The organism is Rhodopirellula sp. UBA1907 (genome assembly GCF_002337565.1).
In the GTDB taxonomy this organism is placed as follows: domain Bacteria; phylum Planctomycetota; class Planctomycetia; order Pirellulales; family Pirellulaceae; genus Rhodopirellula; species Rhodopirellula europaea.
In genome coordinates, this window is sequence record NZ_DDGH01000089.1 from 138880 (window position 1) to 155346 (window position 16467).

General features: G+C 54.6%; 18 protein-coding genes. 12 read left to right on the forward strand and 6 right to left on the reverse strand.

All coding sequences use genetic code 11. From position 1 onward, the window contains the following. Window positions 1-395 precede the first annotated feature (395 nt). The 6 genes from B2R17_RS19840 (at window position 396) to B2R17_RS19865 (ending at window position 3043) form a co-directional block, all read left to right on the forward strand. Complete coding sequence (locus B2R17_RS19840; RefSeq protein ID WP_008671969.1) at window positions 396-563, forward strand: DUF1328 domain-containing protein; 168 nt, start codon at window positions 396-398, stop codon at window positions 561-563. A gap of 85 nt (window positions 564-648) precedes the next feature. Continuing rightward, on the forward strand, window positions 649-1002 hold the full coding sequence (locus B2R17_RS19845) for a hypothetical protein (RefSeq protein WP_008671966.1): 354 nt from the start codon (window positions 649-651) through the stop codon (window positions 1000-1002). An 18-nt stretch (window positions 1003-1020) separates the two neighbouring features. Continuing rightward, entirely contained in the window at window positions 1021-1320 is a 300-nt protein-coding gene (locus tag B2R17_RS19850; RefSeq protein WP_286765332.1) for a Rho termination factor N-terminal domain-containing protein, read from the forward strand. 46 nt (window positions 1321-1366) lie between these two features. After that, entirely contained in the window at window positions 1367-1804 is a 438-nt protein-coding gene (locus B2R17_RS19855; protein ID WP_286765333.1) for a hypothetical protein, read from the forward strand. A 167-nt stretch (window positions 1805-1971) separates the two neighbouring features. Continuing rightward, complete coding sequence (locus B2R17_RS19860; RefSeq protein WP_286765334.1) at window positions 1972-2334, forward strand: DoxX family protein; 363 nt, start codon at window positions 1972-1974, stop codon at window positions 2332-2334. Continuing rightward, window positions 2327-3043 carry a ZIP family metal transporter gene (locus B2R17_RS19865; protein ID WP_008671961.1) on the forward strand — a complete coding sequence of 239 codons (717 nt, stop codon included), beginning with the start codon at window positions 2327-2329 and terminating at the stop codon, window positions 3041-3043. Before B2R17_RS19860 ends, B2R17_RS19865 begins: the two co-directional genes overlap by 8 nt. A gap of 21 nt (window positions 3044-3064) precedes the next feature. Here B2R17_RS19865 and B2R17_RS19870 read toward each other — a convergent pair whose 3' ends face one another. From B2R17_RS19870 to B2R17_RS19885, 4 genes are all read right to left on the reverse strand, one after another. Then, complete coding sequence (locus tag B2R17_RS19870; protein WP_008671959.1) at window positions 3065-3247, reverse strand: YqaE/Pmp3 family membrane protein; 183 nt, start codon at window positions 3245-3247, stop codon at window positions 3065-3067. Window positions 3248-3322: 75 nt separating this feature from the next. Then, a complete protein-coding gene (locus B2R17_RS19875) occupies window positions 3323-4348 on the reverse strand; it encodes an NADP-dependent oxidoreductase (RefSeq protein ID WP_286765335.1) in 1026 nt (341 codons plus the stop codon). A 3-nt stretch (window positions 4349-4351) separates the two neighbouring features. After that, window positions 4352-5725, reverse strand: a complete 1374-nt coding sequence (locus B2R17_RS19880) for an NAD-dependent succinate-semialdehyde dehydrogenase (RefSeq protein WP_286765336.1) — start codon at window positions 5723-5725, stop codon at window positions 4352-4354. Between the two features lie 77 nt (window positions 5726-5802). Continuing rightward, window positions 5803-6582, reverse strand: a complete 780-nt coding sequence (locus B2R17_RS19885; RefSeq protein ID WP_286765337.1) for an SDR family NAD(P)-dependent oxidoreductase — start codon at window positions 6580-6582, stop codon at window positions 5803-5805. Between the two features lie 303 nt (window positions 6583-6885). Between B2R17_RS19885 and B2R17_RS19890 the strand changes: the two genes are divergently transcribed. Together B2R17_RS19890 and sugE are read left to right on the forward strand one after the other, a co-directional pair. Next, on the forward strand, window positions 6886-7584 hold the full coding sequence (locus B2R17_RS19890; protein ID WP_286765456.1) for a hypothetical protein: 699 nt from the start codon (window positions 6886-6888) through the stop codon (window positions 7582-7584). A gap of 151 nt (window positions 7585-7735) precedes the next feature. Continuing rightward, window positions 7736-8104, forward strand: a complete 369-nt coding sequence (gene sugE, locus B2R17_RS19895; RefSeq protein WP_414707383.1) for a quaternary ammonium compound efflux SMR transporter SugE — start codon at window positions 7736-7738, stop codon at window positions 8102-8104. Between the two features lie 72 nt (window positions 8105-8176). On the opposite strand, the gene B2R17_RS19900 is transcribed toward sugE, so the two are convergent. Next, the gene (locus B2R17_RS19900; protein ID WP_286765339.1) at window positions 8177-8635 is read right to left on the reverse strand and encodes a DUF1569 domain-containing protein; all 459 of its coding nucleotides are present in this window, start codon (window positions 8633-8635) and stop codon (window positions 8177-8179) included. Between the two features lie 547 nt (window positions 8636-9182). On the opposite strand from B2R17_RS19900, the gene B2R17_RS19905 reads away from it, so the two are divergent. Continuing rightward, on the forward strand, window positions 9183-10985 hold the full coding sequence (locus B2R17_RS19905; RefSeq protein WP_286765340.1) for an efflux RND transporter periplasmic adaptor subunit: 1803 nt from the start codon (window positions 9183-9185) through the stop codon (window positions 10983-10985). Continuing rightward, on the forward strand, window positions 10982-14329 hold the full coding sequence (locus B2R17_RS19910; protein ID WP_286765341.1) for an efflux RND transporter permease subunit: 3348 nt from the start codon (window positions 10982-10984) through the stop codon (window positions 14327-14329). Before B2R17_RS19905 ends, B2R17_RS19910 begins: the two co-directional genes overlap by 4 nt. A gap of 12 nt (window positions 14330-14341) precedes the next feature. On the opposite strand, the gene B2R17_RS19915 is transcribed toward B2R17_RS19910, so the two are convergent. Continuing rightward, on the reverse strand, window positions 14342-14965 hold the full coding sequence (locus B2R17_RS19915; RefSeq protein ID WP_286765342.1) for an HD domain-containing protein: 624 nt from the start codon (window positions 14963-14965) through the stop codon (window positions 14342-14344). A 111-nt stretch (window positions 14966-15076) separates the two neighbouring features. Between B2R17_RS19915 and B2R17_RS19920 the strand changes: the two genes are divergently transcribed. Next, on the forward strand, window positions 15077-15928 hold the full coding sequence (locus B2R17_RS19920) for a PhzF family phenazine biosynthesis protein (RefSeq protein ID WP_286765343.1): 852 nt from the start codon (window positions 15077-15079) through the stop codon (window positions 15926-15928). Beyond that, window positions 15925-16407 carry a GNAT family N-acetyltransferase gene (locus tag B2R17_RS19925; RefSeq protein ID WP_286765344.1) on the forward strand — a complete coding sequence of 161 codons (483 nt, stop codon included), beginning with the start codon at window positions 15925-15927 and terminating at the stop codon, window positions 16405-16407. The genes B2R17_RS19920 and B2R17_RS19925 overlap by 4 nt, the downstream gene beginning before the upstream one ends. Window positions 16408-16467: the final 60 nt, after the last annotated feature.

The following is a 16467-nucleotide window of genomic DNA, read 5'->3' on the forward strand; positions in this document are numbered from 1 at the left end:
GAGCCGATCGCGAGGTCCAGCAATCGGCTGCCAGTGGTGTGGATGAACAAGCCGATGGCTTGCGGCGGTTCGTCGCCGAGCACGCTGGTAAAAGATTCATCCTTCCTGAGCTTGGTGGCGGATCGGATTGATCCCAGCGCGGTCGTATTGCTCTCGTTTCAGATCAACAACCTCTAATAGTGGTTGATTATGGTGCGGCATGCGTCGTTGGCGATCAAAAATGGCCGCCCGAGCGGCTACGCAGCATGCTGTGTCGGCTCTTTTCCCCCTTCTGAAACAATTATCAATCTGCGAGATCAGATTCGGCACGGTAATCGCTTTCACTTAGATTTCGTTCGCAAAGGTCACGGTGTTCGTGTTCGCGAAAAACTAAATTGAAATCTGAGGAGAATACTATGTTGGGTTGGGCTTTGACGTTTTTGGTAATCGCTTTGATCGCTGCCGCATTGGGCTTTGGTGGACTGGCCGGTACTGCCGCTATGGTCGCGAAAGTCTTGTTTGTTGTGTTCTTGGTTCTGTTTATCCTCGGATTGGTCATGGGCCGTCGCGGACCAACTGTCTGATCCACAGGTTCCACATCACGTGACGCTTGACGGGCTGTTTTAAACGGCCCTTTTGCATCATCAGTCAGGAATCAGGAATAGAAAAATGAATCAGGAACTGAACCCACAGATCGAGCAAGCGTTGGATGAGCTTGCTGAATTGGTTTGTCAATCGCTGCAAAGCGAAGGTGAGACGCTTGTTGAACGACAAGATGGCTTGCTGAAGACATTAGTCATGAGCGGTCACACTTGGAAGTCCGAACGGACTGTCGTGGAAGAAATCGAACGGCGTGTGAAAGATCGCTGTGGCGAACAGGCCATGCACCGTGGCGGAGCGTTGACCGCTTTGACCGCGAGACTTGGAGAAAAGCTTCAGTCGATCCAACGCTGGGAATCAAAATCCCCGTCCGACGACCATCCATCCAAGCCCGCCAACATCAGTTCCGCAACCGACGCGTGATGCGTCTGAGGTGAAACAATGGCTGAGTGGACTGACAAAGATCGTCGCCAGTACGAGCACATCAAAGACAGCGAACTGGACCGTGGTCATTCGGAAGAAGAAGCGGAAGAGATCGCTGCTCGTACGGTGAACAAGCAACGTCGAAAAGAAGAACGCACACCGAACCAAACCACTCAAGGGACGGGAAATCCAAACACGTCTCTGGAAGACCGGACGGTGGACGAATTACATAACCTTGCGTCCGAACTCGAGATCGAGGGACGTAGCAAGATGAACAAGTCGGATTTGATCCGGGAGATTCGCAACAAGCGGTCTTAAGCGCTCGTCGCGAACAATCTTAAAATCTTCACAAAAGGAAATCGAAATGTCGACGGAAACGAGCGTGGCTCACGAAGCGGATTGGACCCGCGTTCGCTCAGCGGTGTGCAATCGCTGGCCACAGATTAGCGAAGAGGAATTGTCCAAGTGCCCAAACGAGGCGGAATGGATGATTGAATTTGTCAAAGGTCGCGTGGATACATCGCGAGATGAAATCGAATCGGTCGTCCGCGAATTCGCTCCGCAGGAATCGATGGCGAATCGTCTCAGCCACACCGCCGAAGATTCCGTCCGCAAAGCGAGCGAGTCCGCTCGATTCGCCGTCATGCGAGCCGATGAGTGCATTGCCGAACGTCCGACCCAATCGGTTCTGGCAAGCTTCGTTGCAGGAGCTCTCGTCGGTGTCACCGTCACCGCATTGTGGTGCCGCCAAAACCGTGAACCGAGTCGGTGGGAACACTTCAAGACTCGAACCTGGGGCTGATCCGGTTTGGTGATGCAGCCAGCCTATCGCATTATGCAGCGAAGTTTCATCGCTTCGCTGCAGAACCCCGCTCGGGGTAAAAAAGCTTTCATCAACCGACGAAGTGAGTGATGTCGAAATTTCACTCCTCACTTCGTCGGTTACTTTATGTCTTGAGATCGGTTTGCTTGTGGCTGACCGCCGGTCTTTTCATTTTAGCGGGACTCAATCACTTCATCTCGCCCGATTTCTATATCCAGATGATCCCGGATGGCTGGCCGCAACCCAGGTGGCTCGTCTTTGTTTCAGGGTTCTTTGAGATTCTCGGCGGGGCTGGCCTGCTCCTTCAGCGGCTTCGTAAAGCCGCCGGCTATGGTTTGATCGCGTTGTTGATTGCCGTCTTCCCGGCCAACGTGCACATGGCAATGCATGCGGATCGCTATGATGCGTTTTCACAAACGGGACTGATCGCTCGGCTGCCCTTGCAAGCAGTGTTGATTGCGCTGGTTTGGTGGGTGGCTTGTTCGAAAAGGAGGCACGACGTTGAATGAATTGGCTCAGGTTTTATTGCTGACCACGATGGCCGGATCTGCCATTCCACTCGGTGGTATTTTCGCGAAGATCGAAAAGATCTCGCCGGAGTGGTTGGAGACGGAATTTCGTCACAGCGTCATTGCGTTCGGAGGCGGCGTGCTGATCTCCGCGGTTGCGTTGGTGTTGGTTCCCGAGGGAATCAAAGAGCTGTCACTTCCCTGGATCATTTTCGCGTTCGTGTTGGGAGGGCTCGCGTTCTGGGGCCTGGAAACACTCCTGGATCGTTCGAAGAGCTCCATGGCTCAGTTGGTCGCGATGCTATCTGACTTCGTCCCGGAGGCGGTTGCACTGGGAGCCGCGTTTGCGACGGGTGAAGGTGCGGGAATGCTGCTCGCCGTCTTAATTGGACTTCAGAATCTGCCCGAGGGTTTCAACGCGTATCGCGAGTTGGATTCATCGTCCAAGCTGAAAGGGTGGAAGCTCATCGCTTGTTTGGCGGCCTGCGTTCCACTCGGCCCGCTCGCGGGTTGGGTTGGCTATCAATACCTTGCCAGCTTTCCCCGCGTGGTCGACTTCATCATGCTATTCGCGGCCAGCGGCATCTTGTATCTCACGTTTCAAGATCTCGCTCCGCAAGCGAGGATCGAAAACCAGCGGGCACCCGCGATCGGAGCCGTTTTCGGTTTTCTGCTTGGGCTGATCGGCCACGTGCTGCTGGAAGGATGAGCTGCGACCGCTTCGCACAGCTCAAGAAAGACGCGAAAGTCCGGGCGGTCGTGCGGCCATGATGTAGAGTGAATACAGCAGGCCAGGCACGAACCCGAGCAGCGTCAATATCACGCTGATCCAAAAGTAATGTCCCACACCGAACTGCATGTAAACCGCGACCGGTGGAAGGAGAAAGACCAGTAGGAGTCGAATGAAGTTCATGGGGACATTCCTCAGTGGATAGATTGAGATTCCTTTGCGAGGTGCCTACCATCCTTGGTAGTCTCGATGTCGAAATCAGTTCAGGCGAACCAGTTGTTTCCCAAGGTTGTCGCCTTCGAACAGTCCGATGAATGCATCAGGTGCATTTTCGATGCCGTCTGTGACGGACTCTTCCCAGACAACTTTGTCTTGTTGGATGAGCGTCGCCATGCCCGACACAAATTCGTCCTTGGCGTCCATGTGATCGCGGACGATGAATCCTTGGATTCGCAGACGTTTGGCAATCACCTTGAACATGTTCCGAGGTGCCGCGGGAGCCTCGGTTGCGTTGTAGGTCGCAATCATGCCGCATTCGACGCAGCAGCCAAAGTCGTTCATGTTGTCGATGGCGGCTTCGAGGTGATCGCTGCCGACATTGTCAAAGTACACATCGATGCCGTCAGGAGCATGCTTGGCGAGTTCTTCGCTGAGGTTGTCAACTTCTTTGTAATTGATGACCGCATCGATGCCGGTTTTGTCCTTGAGCCACTGGATCTTTTCCTGTTTGCCGGCACTGCCGATCACGCGACAATCCATGGCTTTGGCCAATTGGCAAACGATGGAACCGACGGCCCCGGACGCCGCTGAAACGAAGACGGTGCTGCCTTCCTTTAGCTGAGCGATCTTATGCAGCCCCACCCAGGCGGTCATTCCTGTCATGCCGAGGGCACCCAGGAAGGCTTGGGGAGGCGCGATGTTGGGATCGATCTTTGTGACTCCCTCGCCGTTGGAGCTCCAGTATTCACGCCAACCAAGGTTGCCGAGGACCATGTCGCCTTCTTTGAAGTCGGAATTCTGCGACTGAATCACTTCACCAATGCAGCCGCCCTCGAGCGGCTCATCGATTTGAAAGGGAGGAACGTAGCTGTCGGTGTCCTTCATGCGCCCTCGCATGTATGGGTCGACGGACATCCATTGGTTCTTCACCAGGATCTCGCCGTCTTTGATGGGGCCTACCTCCGCCGTTCGCATTTCGAAATTCGATTGTTGCGGCATCCCATCCGGACGCGACACCAATTCGATTTGCTTGGACTGGACCGCTTTGCTTGTTGCAGTGCTCATGATTTATTCCTTGTCTCCCAAGTGAATGAGTTTCTTGTTGACAAACTCCAAGATGCCCAGGTGCGAAAGTTCGCGACCGTAGCCGGAGTTCTTGATGCCGCCGAAAGGCAGTTCAGCTTGTGAGCTGGTGGGTTGGTTCAGGAACATCATTCCCGTCTCAACTCTTTCAGCGACGCGACGTCCTCGCTGGATGTCCTTTGTGTAGACCGACCCGCCCAATCCGTAAGACGAGTGGTTGGCCAGTTCGATTGCCGCGGCTTCATCATCGACGACGTAAACCGTTGCAACTGGTCCGAATAATTCTTGGTCGAACGTTGGGTTGTCCGGCGTCACGTCTGTCAAAATGGTCGGGTTGAAGAAGGCTCCATCTCGATCCGGGCGATCTCCACCGATCATGACGGTTGCGCCTCCGTCAATGGATGATTGGACCTGCTCTTGCAACTTGACCGCGGCGTCTTCGGTCGAGAGCGGTGAAAGTGTGGTTTCCTCATCCATTGGATCGCCCAGCTTCAACTCCTGAAGCTTCTCCTTGAAACCTTTCATGAACTGGTCCGCGACATCTTTCACCACGATGAAGCGCTTGGACGCCACGCAAGACTGACCGGCGTTGACCATCCGGCCCTTCACGGCCTGCTCGATCACGAGGTCCATGTCAGCGTCTTCGAGGACGATGAACGGATCGTTGCCGCCCAGTTCGAGAACGCTTCGTTTGAGGTTTTTACCCGCCTGAGCAGCAACCGCACGGCCGGCAGGCTCACTACCCGTCAGCGAAACGCCCTGGACTCGCGAATCGGAGATGATCGAATCGACGAAGTCAGATGGGATGAACAGGTTCTGATAGACGCCGTTTGGCAAACCGCAGTCGTTGTAAAGTTCTTCGATGGCGGACGCACACTGCGGGACGTTGCTGGCGTGTTTCACCATCACGGTGTTGCCCGCCATGATGTTTGGCGTCGCAAAACGAACGACTTGGTAGAACGGGAAGTTCCAGGGCATCACGCCCATCAACACACCAATGGGTTCGTAGTGCAAGTAGGCGTTGGCGTCGACGCGTTCCATCGGAGTGTCGGCGAGGAATTCTTCTGCACCATTGGCATAGAACTCGGCGATGTCAGCGCAATATTCGATTTCATACTGGGCCTCTGAAATTCGTTTGCCCATGTCGAGCGTGATCATCCGGGCGTACTCATCGGAGTCCGCTCGCAAGAGTTCGGCGAATTTGAGAATGCATTTCTTTCGCTCCTCAAATGAGGTACTGCGCCATTTTTGGAATGCCTTGTGGGCAGTCTCGATGGCTTGCATCGCATCATCTTTGTGAAGCGGTTCGAATTCGCGAATGGTTTCGTTTGTGGCTGGGTTGACGCTGGTAATGGACATGGAAAGATCCTTTCAGAAGGAGTTGGATTGCAGCGATGGTCGATCGCTGAAGTGGAATTCGCGGGATGGGAAGCAGGTCATGCACTCTGCATTTTTCCAACCAACTTCCGGGTCGCGAAACGAGGCAGGAAGCCCGCCGAAGTCACCATCAAGCGGTTTTTCCAGCCGGGTATGACGACGTCTTCGTTCTTCAGGTAGCCTTCGTAGCCGGCAAGAGCGACGGCTTCCGCGGTCATCGCGGTGGACGAGAACACGTCCAGCTTTCCCATCCCGGAATCTTCTCCGAACCCGGTTTCCGTCGGGCCCGGTTCGAGACAGGTGACGTGCAAGTCCGTGCCGGCCAACTCTTCTCGCAGTGCCTCGGTGAACGAAAGCACGTATGCCTTGGTGGCGTAGTACACGGCCATGTTGGGGCCGGCCTGGTACGCTGCGATGGAACCGACGTTGAGGATGCCGCCACGGTTTTGCTGCAACATGCTCGGCAGCAATTGACGGGTCAAACGCGTCAACGCGACCACATTGACCATCACCATGTCGGTCTGACGATCGGCGGAAAGTTCCGAGAACTTGCCAAGTGCGCCGAAGCCGGCGTTGTTAACAAGTGTGTTGATCGTGATGGACTGCTGAGTCAGTTCGTTGCACAGTTCGTCGATCGACTCGGGGCGCGAAAGATCGCTGGTGATCACGGTAGCGGACCGACCTGATTGGGATTCGATCTGGGTCGCCAATTCGCGGAGTTTGTCTTCACTGCGAGCGACCAAGACGACGTCGTTTCCACCATTTGCGAAATGCATCGCTAGTTCTCGCCCGATGCCTGATGAAGCCCCAGTGATGAGTGCGGTGTTGTGTTGAGTCATCGTTGGGTGTCCATTGGGGCGACGAAATGAAAAAGCTTGGCATCTGGTTTTCACCAGGAGCGACATGAACGGTCCACTGCATGCAAGAGCATGCGTGCCGAACCGCGGCGATGTTCGAAAGAACGACGCACATGTCATGCCAAGAAGTAGACGCTTTGCAAAAGCCGTCTCAATCTGCTTGTCTGGACCAGGACTCGGCATGGCATGAGAAGTGCAATCACCCAGATGTGGGGCAGGCTGAACATCGAGCCGACTGAGTTTTCTAATCGGTCTTTCTATTCTTCAAGCAGAACTTTTGTGACTATGACTTGGCTGACGCATCAATGGATTCTCGCGGGCATGGTTTCTTCCGCCGCGCGATTCGTTCCCATCCCATTTGTGGACGACGTGATTCGAGGCCAATGCCGACGATACGTGGTGACGCGGACGCTGGAGGCACATGAACGGACTGATTCGCTTAAAGAACTTCGTGCTTACTATGCGGATGACTCAGGATGCATCGCCGGGTGTTTGGGCATGTTGGCGAAGGCACCGGTCAAGCTGTTGCTGTTTCCGATCCGAAAGATCGTGGCCATCCTGACTTCGGTGCGCGGCGTTCCGATGGAGATCATTCGAATGGTGCTGCTGGGGCGAACGCTCGATCGCTTGTTGAAGGAAGAAACCATCCATGCCGGACCGGTGAAGCCCCAGCAAGTCTTGGCGATGCGAGAAGCATTTGAAGAAGCCTTCGCAAGAATGGATTTTCGCGTTGTTCGAGCGGCAATGTCAGACGCGCTGTCTGGAGTGAGCGGATGGAAGGAGTCCGCGATGGATTTGGCAGCCAACGTTGCCGGTCGTGAGAATCAGGCTCAATCCGCCGGCGATCTTCAGGCGGATGCGAACATGGAAGCGGGCGCCAAACAAGTGGAAGAGGTCTTGGACCGTCCCGAGTTGGTGGCCGTTTTCGCTGAGTTCGACGAACGCTTTGACGAGGCGTATTCAACGAAAGCGATCGACGCCTGATCCATGCGACGCTCTGTTTTGAACAATAGAGCTCGGCCTTGCCCAAAAGGTTTGTGCGGACATACTGGGCGATTCGCCGATTTTTCAGACTGCTTGGTTGGTCTTGTTGCGATCGGCCTTTGATGATGGCGGATTGCTTGAAGGAAAAATGATGGCTTGGGGTTACTTGTTGATCGCCGGTTTGCTTGAAATCGGTTGGGCGGTTGGATTGAAATACACCGATGGATTTTCGCGACCCGTGCCGACGGTGATCACCATCGTGATCATGATTGCAAGTTTCTTCACGCTCTCATTGGCGTTGCGTGAGATACCGCTTGGGACCGGCTATGCCGTTTGGACCGGAATCGGTGCGGTGGGTACCGCGATCGCCGGCATGATTTTGTTTGGCGAATCCAAAGATGCGATTCGGTTGGCATGCATCGCGGTGATTGTGGCCGGGATCGTCGGGCTGAAGCTGGCCTCATCAAGTGGGGCGGGCATCGATGCTTCAGAAACCGTAAATTCATCCACTGAAAGCTGAGGCTTATTGGGTCAATATTCGCACGCTCCAAGCGTCAAAGCGTTTGATCCATTCGCCGTCGAGATTGACTGCTCATTCGTTGGGTTTTAGGAATCTCAAATGATGTGCGGCGTGCAAGGTGTGGATCTCTTCGATCTCGCTTCGGCTCATTCTTCCAAATGCCGGGTGTGGTGCGTATTCGCCTGAGTGGGCTCGAAAGCGATCGACGCTGCGAGCGAATGCGTCGACTTCTTCCGCGTCATCGGTTTCGTCCGGCGGGACAAACATCGACGACGTTCGGATTCCGCGAGGTGAGTCGGGACGCCGAAGTTTGGGAAGCAAAAATTTCCTCATCGCCGGACGCAAGAAGGCGAACAAGGACATCCAGGCCGGGTAGCCATCCACGCTTGGGTTTTGGACCAGCGTGAGATGTCGGCAGATCTGTCCGAGCGACCAATTGCCACAGGGAACATAGCCAGTGTGAAGAAGCGATCGAGCCTCTCGCACCGCGTCGTTTAGGTCTTCGAACTGCAATGTTCTGAGGTCTGACACAATCCAAATGTCCTTTTTGCGAATCGTTCATCGTTCCTCAGTTAATGGAAGAACGCACGTTGGCCTTATCGTATCCATCCGGGGCGTTTCATCACTCCTCCTCATGGCGGCTAATTGTCACGTTCTGTAGCAGCGGGCCTCATGATTGCTTTGATCCAAAGCGTTTTCTGTCGAATTCGCCTTGAGCGTGGCGGACCGAGATCGGCTTTGATCATCGATGCTGCACGCGTCACGAATCTTTGGATGTGTCTGTTGACGGGTGGGCATTCGATTTCGTGTGAATGCATTGCCCCTCCGCAACAGTGCACCCTAGCGGTCTGTTGATTCAGTCGTATGCAGAATGGCAACAATTAGCCGATGTGCGTTAGCCCCGGTTAGCGTCTGATTGACCGCCGTCAATGCAGTACGACTCATTAACAGCCCGCTAGGGGCCCGATCGTGGATATGCCGATTTCGATACTTGGTACAAACCGTGACGTGCTTCCCGCGTGGGGATCTCGATTGGAGTATCTCGCGGCGCTTCGCTCTTTTCTGACTGCATGAATCCATGACTAATCGTTTTACGTATCCATTGAGGCTGGTTCCTCGCTTTGCGGTTCTCATTGGGCTCGTCTCCGTCGCAGGATGTGCACCCGAGGAAGAGGTCAAATTCGAAAAGGCACCTCGGCCCGTCGAAGTCATGACGCTGACCCGGTCGGTGCCGGTTTCGTCGTACACCGCGTCGGGCAGCGTGCAGTCATGGAAGACGGAGGACATTGGGTTCGAAGTCGGTGGGAAGGTTTCGTGGGTTTTGGAACCAGGTGAAAACATTGATGGGCGGGTCATCGATGTGGACGGGAAGATGGTCCAACATGGAACGCCACTCGCTCAGATCGAACCGGAACGCTATGAGATTGCCGTCGAGTCTGCCGAAGCCGATTTAGAAGTCGCGATGCTGAACAAGGAGAGCATCGAGATCCGATTGAAGGATTCTTTGCCGGCGGAAATGGAGTCCGCGCGTGCCAACTTGGCTCTCGCCGAGATGGAGTTTTCACGCATCGAAAATTTGAAGCAACAAAACGCAGCTTCCAAAAGCGAATACGACCAAGCACGAAATCTGGTGCAGACAAGGTTGGCTGCGTTGAGTGGATTGCTAGCCACCGAGAAACAGACTCGGGCTGAACTGAAGTCGGCGGAGTCGCAAATTCGACGTGCGAAACAAACTCTTCGCGACGCGGAACGCGATTTGGAACACACGACCTTGTACGGTTCCTATCAAGGTCAGATTTCAGGCGTGAATGTTGTTCCAGGCAGCGTTGTCAACGCGGGCGATCCAGTGTTGACGTTGCAGATGACCAACCCGATCAAGGTGGAAGTGGAACTGTCGGCGAAGCAATCTCGGTCGATGCGACGCCGCCATCAGTTGCCAACCACTTACTCGTTGCCCGATGGCACCGAGCGACACACCAACGGTTTTGTCTACAACGTTGACGCGAGTGCAGACCCCGACACTCGAACATTCACGATGACGATGTTGTTGTTGAATGAACGGTTGCGGGATCCATTGCCAGGTGACCTGCCCGAAGACAAAGTGGCTCGTTCCGAAGACCTGTGGCCGCTGCGACTCAACCGCATGATGGGCACGTCGGACGAGGTCGTGTTGGTGGAGGAAGAGTCCATTCACCACGATGACCAAGGTGCGTACATCTACCTCGTGACCAACAGCAAACTGCGAGAACGCCTGCCGGATGTTGTGAAGGTGCGACGGCAAAGGTTGGTTGAAAACGAACTCAATATTCCATTCTTGGGAAATTGGGTTTTTCGAAGCGTTCAGATGTTGGACGACAAAGGTGAACCTGTCGATGTCGATTTGGACTCGCTTTACGTCGGCAGTTTCGTGGGGGATCCAAACGCCGATGCACCGAAAGCGACTGGCGGTGGGACGCCTCCGGAGAATTGGGACGGTGAATCCGTCGTTTTGGATCCGGGATCGGAATGGATGCTGCGTCCGGGAGAACTGGTTTCCGTGGATCTGGCGGACCAAAACGAGACGAAAGGGTTCTTTGTTCCGTTCGATGCCATCGATGAAGAAGCCGGCCAAGCGTTTTTGTATGTCGTGAAGGACAGCCGAGCTTCCAAGGTCGCCGTCGATGTCGTTTCGCGTGACAACTTGGACCTCGGTTCGATGATCGAGATTCAATCGCCAGAGTTGAACGAAGGCATGTTGGTAGTCGTTCGAGGCGTGCACTTCCTGAACGACGGAGAGAAAGTGCGGAAGGTGGGCGCGGCCCGACGTCTGGATGAACTGGAAGAAGGGCATTTGCCTGGAAACCCGATGCCACCGATGGTGGTCCAGGGGGCCGCAGAATGAACTTGCCCAGTTTGGCGGTGAAGTACCGTCCGATCGTATTCTCGTTAGCGATTTTGGCGATGGCATGGGGGGCGATGACGTATGTCACCATTCCTCGAAGAGAAGATCCCGAATTCACCATTCGCGTATGTGTCGTTTCAACTTCTTGGCCAGGAGCCCCCGCCGAAACGGTGGAGGAATTGGTGACGGACAAGATCGAACAAAACTTGACCAGTATTGAAGAGGTCAAGCTGACCCGATCCACCACGCTGACCGGTCAATCCACCGTGTTCGTCGAGTTGGAAGACGACATCGCACCGGCCGACATTCAAAACGTGTGGGATAAAGTTCGTGCCCGAGTGGATTTGGTCGCGATGCCCGCGGACCATGTGCGACCGATCGTCAACGATGAGTTCGGCGATACCGCGGTGTTGTTGCTGGGGATTCACCAGACTCCATCGAAGGGTCGAGCGGAGATCCGTCCGCAAGATCGCTACACGCTGCGGCAGTTGGAGGAGCATGCGGAAGATGTTCAAGACGCGTTGAGGTTGTTGCCCGGCATCGCGAAAGTCGACATGTTCGGTCAGCGATCTGAAGCGATCTTCATCGAAACGGATCTGTCCAATTGGGCTCAGTTGGAACTGACGACCAGCCAACTGGAGTCATTGGCCGATGATCGAAACATTATTCAGGCTGGCGGTGAGTTGGACACCGACACCGGGCACTTTTCAGTCAAAACCGAAGGCGAATTTAACGCGGTCGATGAGATCACTCAAATCGCCAGCACGGTGCGAACCAGTCGAGGTGACAACAGTGTTTCTTTGGCTGAGCTTGGATTGACGGTCACGCGTGACTACGAAGACCCGGCAAACTACATCTGCCGAGTTGGCGACGCAGAAGGCAGCACACCCGCCGTGATGCTGGGAATCACGATGAAGTCCGGTTCGAACATCATCGACGTTTGCCAAGCGGCCAAGCATCGTGTCTGGGAAATGGCTGAGGTGGAACAGTTGCTGCCTCCAGACATCGGCGTGACCGCCGTTTCAGATCAAAGCGAAAGCGTCGCGAAGAAAATTCGAGATGTGATCATCAACGTGGTCGAAGCCGTGTTGATCGTTGTTGTGGTGGTGTACTTAGTCGTTGGCTTTCGCACTTCATTCGTGATGGCTGCGAACATTCCAATCGTGGTGGTGGTCACCGTCGGTTTGATTTCGTTGTTTGGTGTTCAGCTCGAACAAATCTCGCTCGCCGCGATGATCATTTCTTTGGGACTGTTGGTCGACAACGCGGTGCAAGTGTGTGACCAAGCAAGGTCGAATCAGATGGCGGGTATGGAGCCATTTCCCGCCGCGATTGAAGGAGCGAACACGCTCGCGATTCCCATGTTGGTTGGCACGTTGACGACGATGGCCGCTTTCGTGCCGATGTTGTTCAGCCTGGAAGGTGGTGGCAAGGAATACGTCTACAGTTTGCCGGTCACGGTCTCGACAACACTCGCACTCAGTTGGGTGTTGGCGATGTCGTTGTGCGTGATCTTGGCGGGGATGTTCATCCGTGCTCCCAAGGGAGAGCAAACAGGTTCGCCCGTCGTTGCAGCCTGGAATCGCATTTTGCGTTGGTGGCCACGACGAAAACGCCGTTCCGCACCAGCGTCTGAACCAACCCCAGCCAACACGGCAAAGAACAAGCAAGAGAATCTCGCCTTCCGCGTTTATGGATGGCTGGGCGGTTTGGCGGTGAGGTTCAAATGGTTGACCGCAATCGCCACGCTTTGCCTGATGATCGGAATCTTGACGCTGCCGGTGAGTTCGGAATTCTTCCCGGATGCGGATGGGACTCAGTTCGCCGTGAAGGTGATGTTGCCCGAAACCGCAACGATCGACCAAACCGATCAAGTCACACGTCAGGTGGAAACGATTCTGCAACGTCTGGGAACTGAGAATTTGGCTGAGAATGGGTTCTCCAAACCACCGCTTCGTGTGTATCGATCGCTTGTGGGAGGTGGTGGATCACGTTGGCATCTCGGATGGGACCCAGAACCCAAGTCGAGATCGTTTGCTGAGATTTTGGTCCGTACGACCGACGCATCGGTGACCAAACAATTCGCACAACGCGTTCGAGAAATCGCCGAACGGGGCGATGAAGCTTTGGGGATCGAACCGATCGTCGGTGCCCGTATTGTGCCGGTTCGATTGGCGTTGGGGCCTCCGGCTGATCCGTTGGTCTTTCGGATCTCTGGCAACGGTTTCGCGAATCCATCGGTGCTGCGTGAAACGGCGGACAAATTGAAACAGCTCGTTACGGAACAGTCCGAAACCTGGGACGTGTCTGATTCCTGGGGAGTCGACGGGTATCAGATTCAGGTCGACGTGGAACAGGATCGTGCTGTTTTGGCAGGCGTCACGAATTCGCAGATTGCCCGCACTTTGAATTCCTACTACTCCGGTTTGCAACTGACGACGTTCCGAGAAGGCGACCACGAAGTGCCTGTCTATTTCCGGTTGAAGGCCAGCGAACGTGAATCGGTTCGTGGTCTACAGGAAGCGTACGTGGAGGGTGACCGTGGAAAGGTGCCACTCGCGTCGCTGGCGGTTTTGAAGCCCACCCTTGAGATCGCCAAAATCGAACGACGGAAAATGAATCGGACGATCGAGGTCAGTTCTCAAATGGAACCGGGGGTCACGGGGAACGACGTGGTGTCTCGAGTTTTGAAATCGGACGAGATGCAGCGATTGAAAGATGAATTGCCAACCGGCTACTGGATTGAACCTGGTGGTTCTTACGAAGAGAGTGCCGAAGCTGGCGGGCAGATGATGATGTCGTTTGCGATTTCGTTTCTGCTGATCGTTCTTTGTTTGATCTTTCAATACAACGGCTGGTCCAAGCCGCTGATCATTCTGTCGACGTTGCCATTGGCGTTGGTCGGTGCGTGGTTGGGTTTGTACTTGTCGGATAAATCGCTCGGATTCATGCCGCAATTGGGCATCTTGGCATTGTTCGGGATCGTGCTGAACACGGCGATCATCTTCGTCGAGTTCGCTGACCTTTTGATCGCCGAACGAGCACGTGCCAAAAAGTTGTCCGGCGAAGCCAACGGTTCAATTGTCGGTTTGACCAAAGCAGAGTTTCGGGATTGCTTGATTGAATCAGGCAAACAACGAATGTTGCCAATCTTCCTCACCACCGCGACGACGGTCGGTGGTTTGGTGCCCTTGGCATTGAGCGGCGGACCACTGTGGGAAGGATTGGCGTGGTGCATGATCGTGGGGCTGTTGCTGACCACCACTTTGACGCTGTTCATCGTGCCCGCGTTCTATGCGATCTTGGTGGAGACGTTCCGTGTCGTTCCGGTCAACGAATCTTGAGACGTTGCGATTTCAGTCAGCCATTTCGCTCATGAACTGATCCAGAAACATTTTCATGAATTGTTCTCGGTCAGCAGCGATTTGGCGGGCAGGTTCGGTGTGCAACATCTCCCGGAGTCGGAATAGCTTTTTATAAAAGTGACCGGCACCGGTTTTGGGGCCATTCAGGTTGCTCGGGTCGTTTCCAGCGATGTGGAACGGTTGCCCAACCGTCGCACCGTATTCGATCGTTCGCACAATTCCGATCGCACCGAGTGCGTCGAGTCGGTCGGCATCCTGAACAATCTTGCCTTCGGCTGAGAGTTCTTCCGCCGTTTCATGTTTGCGAAACGAGAGGTTGTCGACGATGTGTGCGACATGGTCGATTGTCGGCTGGTCCATACCTTCACCGGCCAGGATTTCGCGAGAGAACTCAGCGCTGCGTTCCTTACCATCATGGAATTTTGCATCGCCGACGTCGTGCAATAGTGCGGCCAGTTCGACGATCGTGCGGTCGCCGCCAATCTGCTGTTGAATGTCACATGCGGTTCGATGGACTCGCCGGACATGATCGATTCCATGGCCGGCCTGTTGGTCTGCCATGCGTTGGTTCACAATGTCGGCGACACGACGAATGATTGTTTCTGAATGGTTCATTGCCGAATCGTACTCAGAAATCGAGTTGATTCGCAGGTGGCGGTGAACCTCGGGTGGTTCTGCTGCCTCATGACATGGGTTGACCCAGTATCCGCAACGAATAACGAGTTTATGTCAGACGCCGACATTTCAATTTGGCAGGTGGACGCCTTCACCAGCAAGCCGTTTGGCGGGAATCCGGCCGCGATTTGCATTTTGCCCGAGTACCCGAGTGACGAATGGATGCAAAAGCTGGCGGGAGAAATGAATTTGTCGGAAACGGCGTTTCTTGTTCCGACAGCCTACCGCTCCGCCTTTCGGTTGAGATGGTTCACGCCGAATGTTGAGGTGGATTTGTGCGGCCACGCGACATTGGCGTCCGCTCACGTTTTGTGGGAACAAGAACTGGTCGAGAAAGACGCGGAGATTAACTTTCAAACGCGGAGCGGTGAACTCGTTTGTTCTCGAAGCGATCGAGGCATCACGCTCGATTTTCCTGCGTCGGATTACTCGCCGTTTGACGATGGAAAAGCGTCTTCGGCTCTGAAGTCCGCTTTGGGGATCAACGAAGCGACCGTCTACCAAACTCGGTTCGATCTGATGGTGGTGGTGGAGTCGCGCGGAGCTGTAATGGAATTGCAGCCAAACTTTCATGCACTGAAGGATGTTCCAGTTCGCGGTGTCATCGTAACGGCACAGGACGATCGTGACGGGATCGATTTTGTTTCACGGTTCTTTGCACCGCAAAGCGGGATCGATGAAGACCCCGTGACGGGTTCCGCACATTGTTGCTTGGCACCGTATTGGTCGAAGCGATTGGGAATCAATCCGTTGGTCGGACAACAAGCTTCCCGACGTGGTGGAATGGTTCGTTGCGAGGTCGACAAGGATCGAGTGTATCTGACGGGCGATGCAGTCACCGTTTTGGAAGGACGGCTGAAAATTTCGGTTGCTGCTTTGTCAGGTGAGGAAGCCAGATCGTGAAGCTGCGCCCATTTCATGTTGATGATGCGATGGATTGCTGGCGATTGTTTCGCGACACTGTTCATCGGGTGAATTGTCGTGACTATTCACTGGAACAGTTGAATGCGTGGGCTCCGGACACGGTGGACCTGGAACGTTGGGTTCAACGATTTCAGGGGCGTGTTGCGGTGGTGGTGGAATCAGACGCTCGCCTGATTGGATTCGCCGACATGAGCCACGATGGGCATTTGGATCGATTGTTCGTATCCGCGGATCATCAGCGCCGCGGTGTTGCCAAATTGATGTGGCAAGAACTGCTCAGGCAGGTTGAGCGATTAGGAATTCGAATCGTTTCCACTGAAGCCAGCATCACGGCGAAACCATTTTTCGAGTCCGTTGGGTTTCGTGTGATCAAGTGTCAGCAGGTGGAGTGCCGTGGCGTCAGCCTGACGAACTACCGCATGGAATGGCAGCGAGACGGGACAATGAATGCGGAATGACCTGAACCGTTTTCCCGCAATGTCGTTACCACTGGAACCAGTCCTGGTTGGGGAAAACGA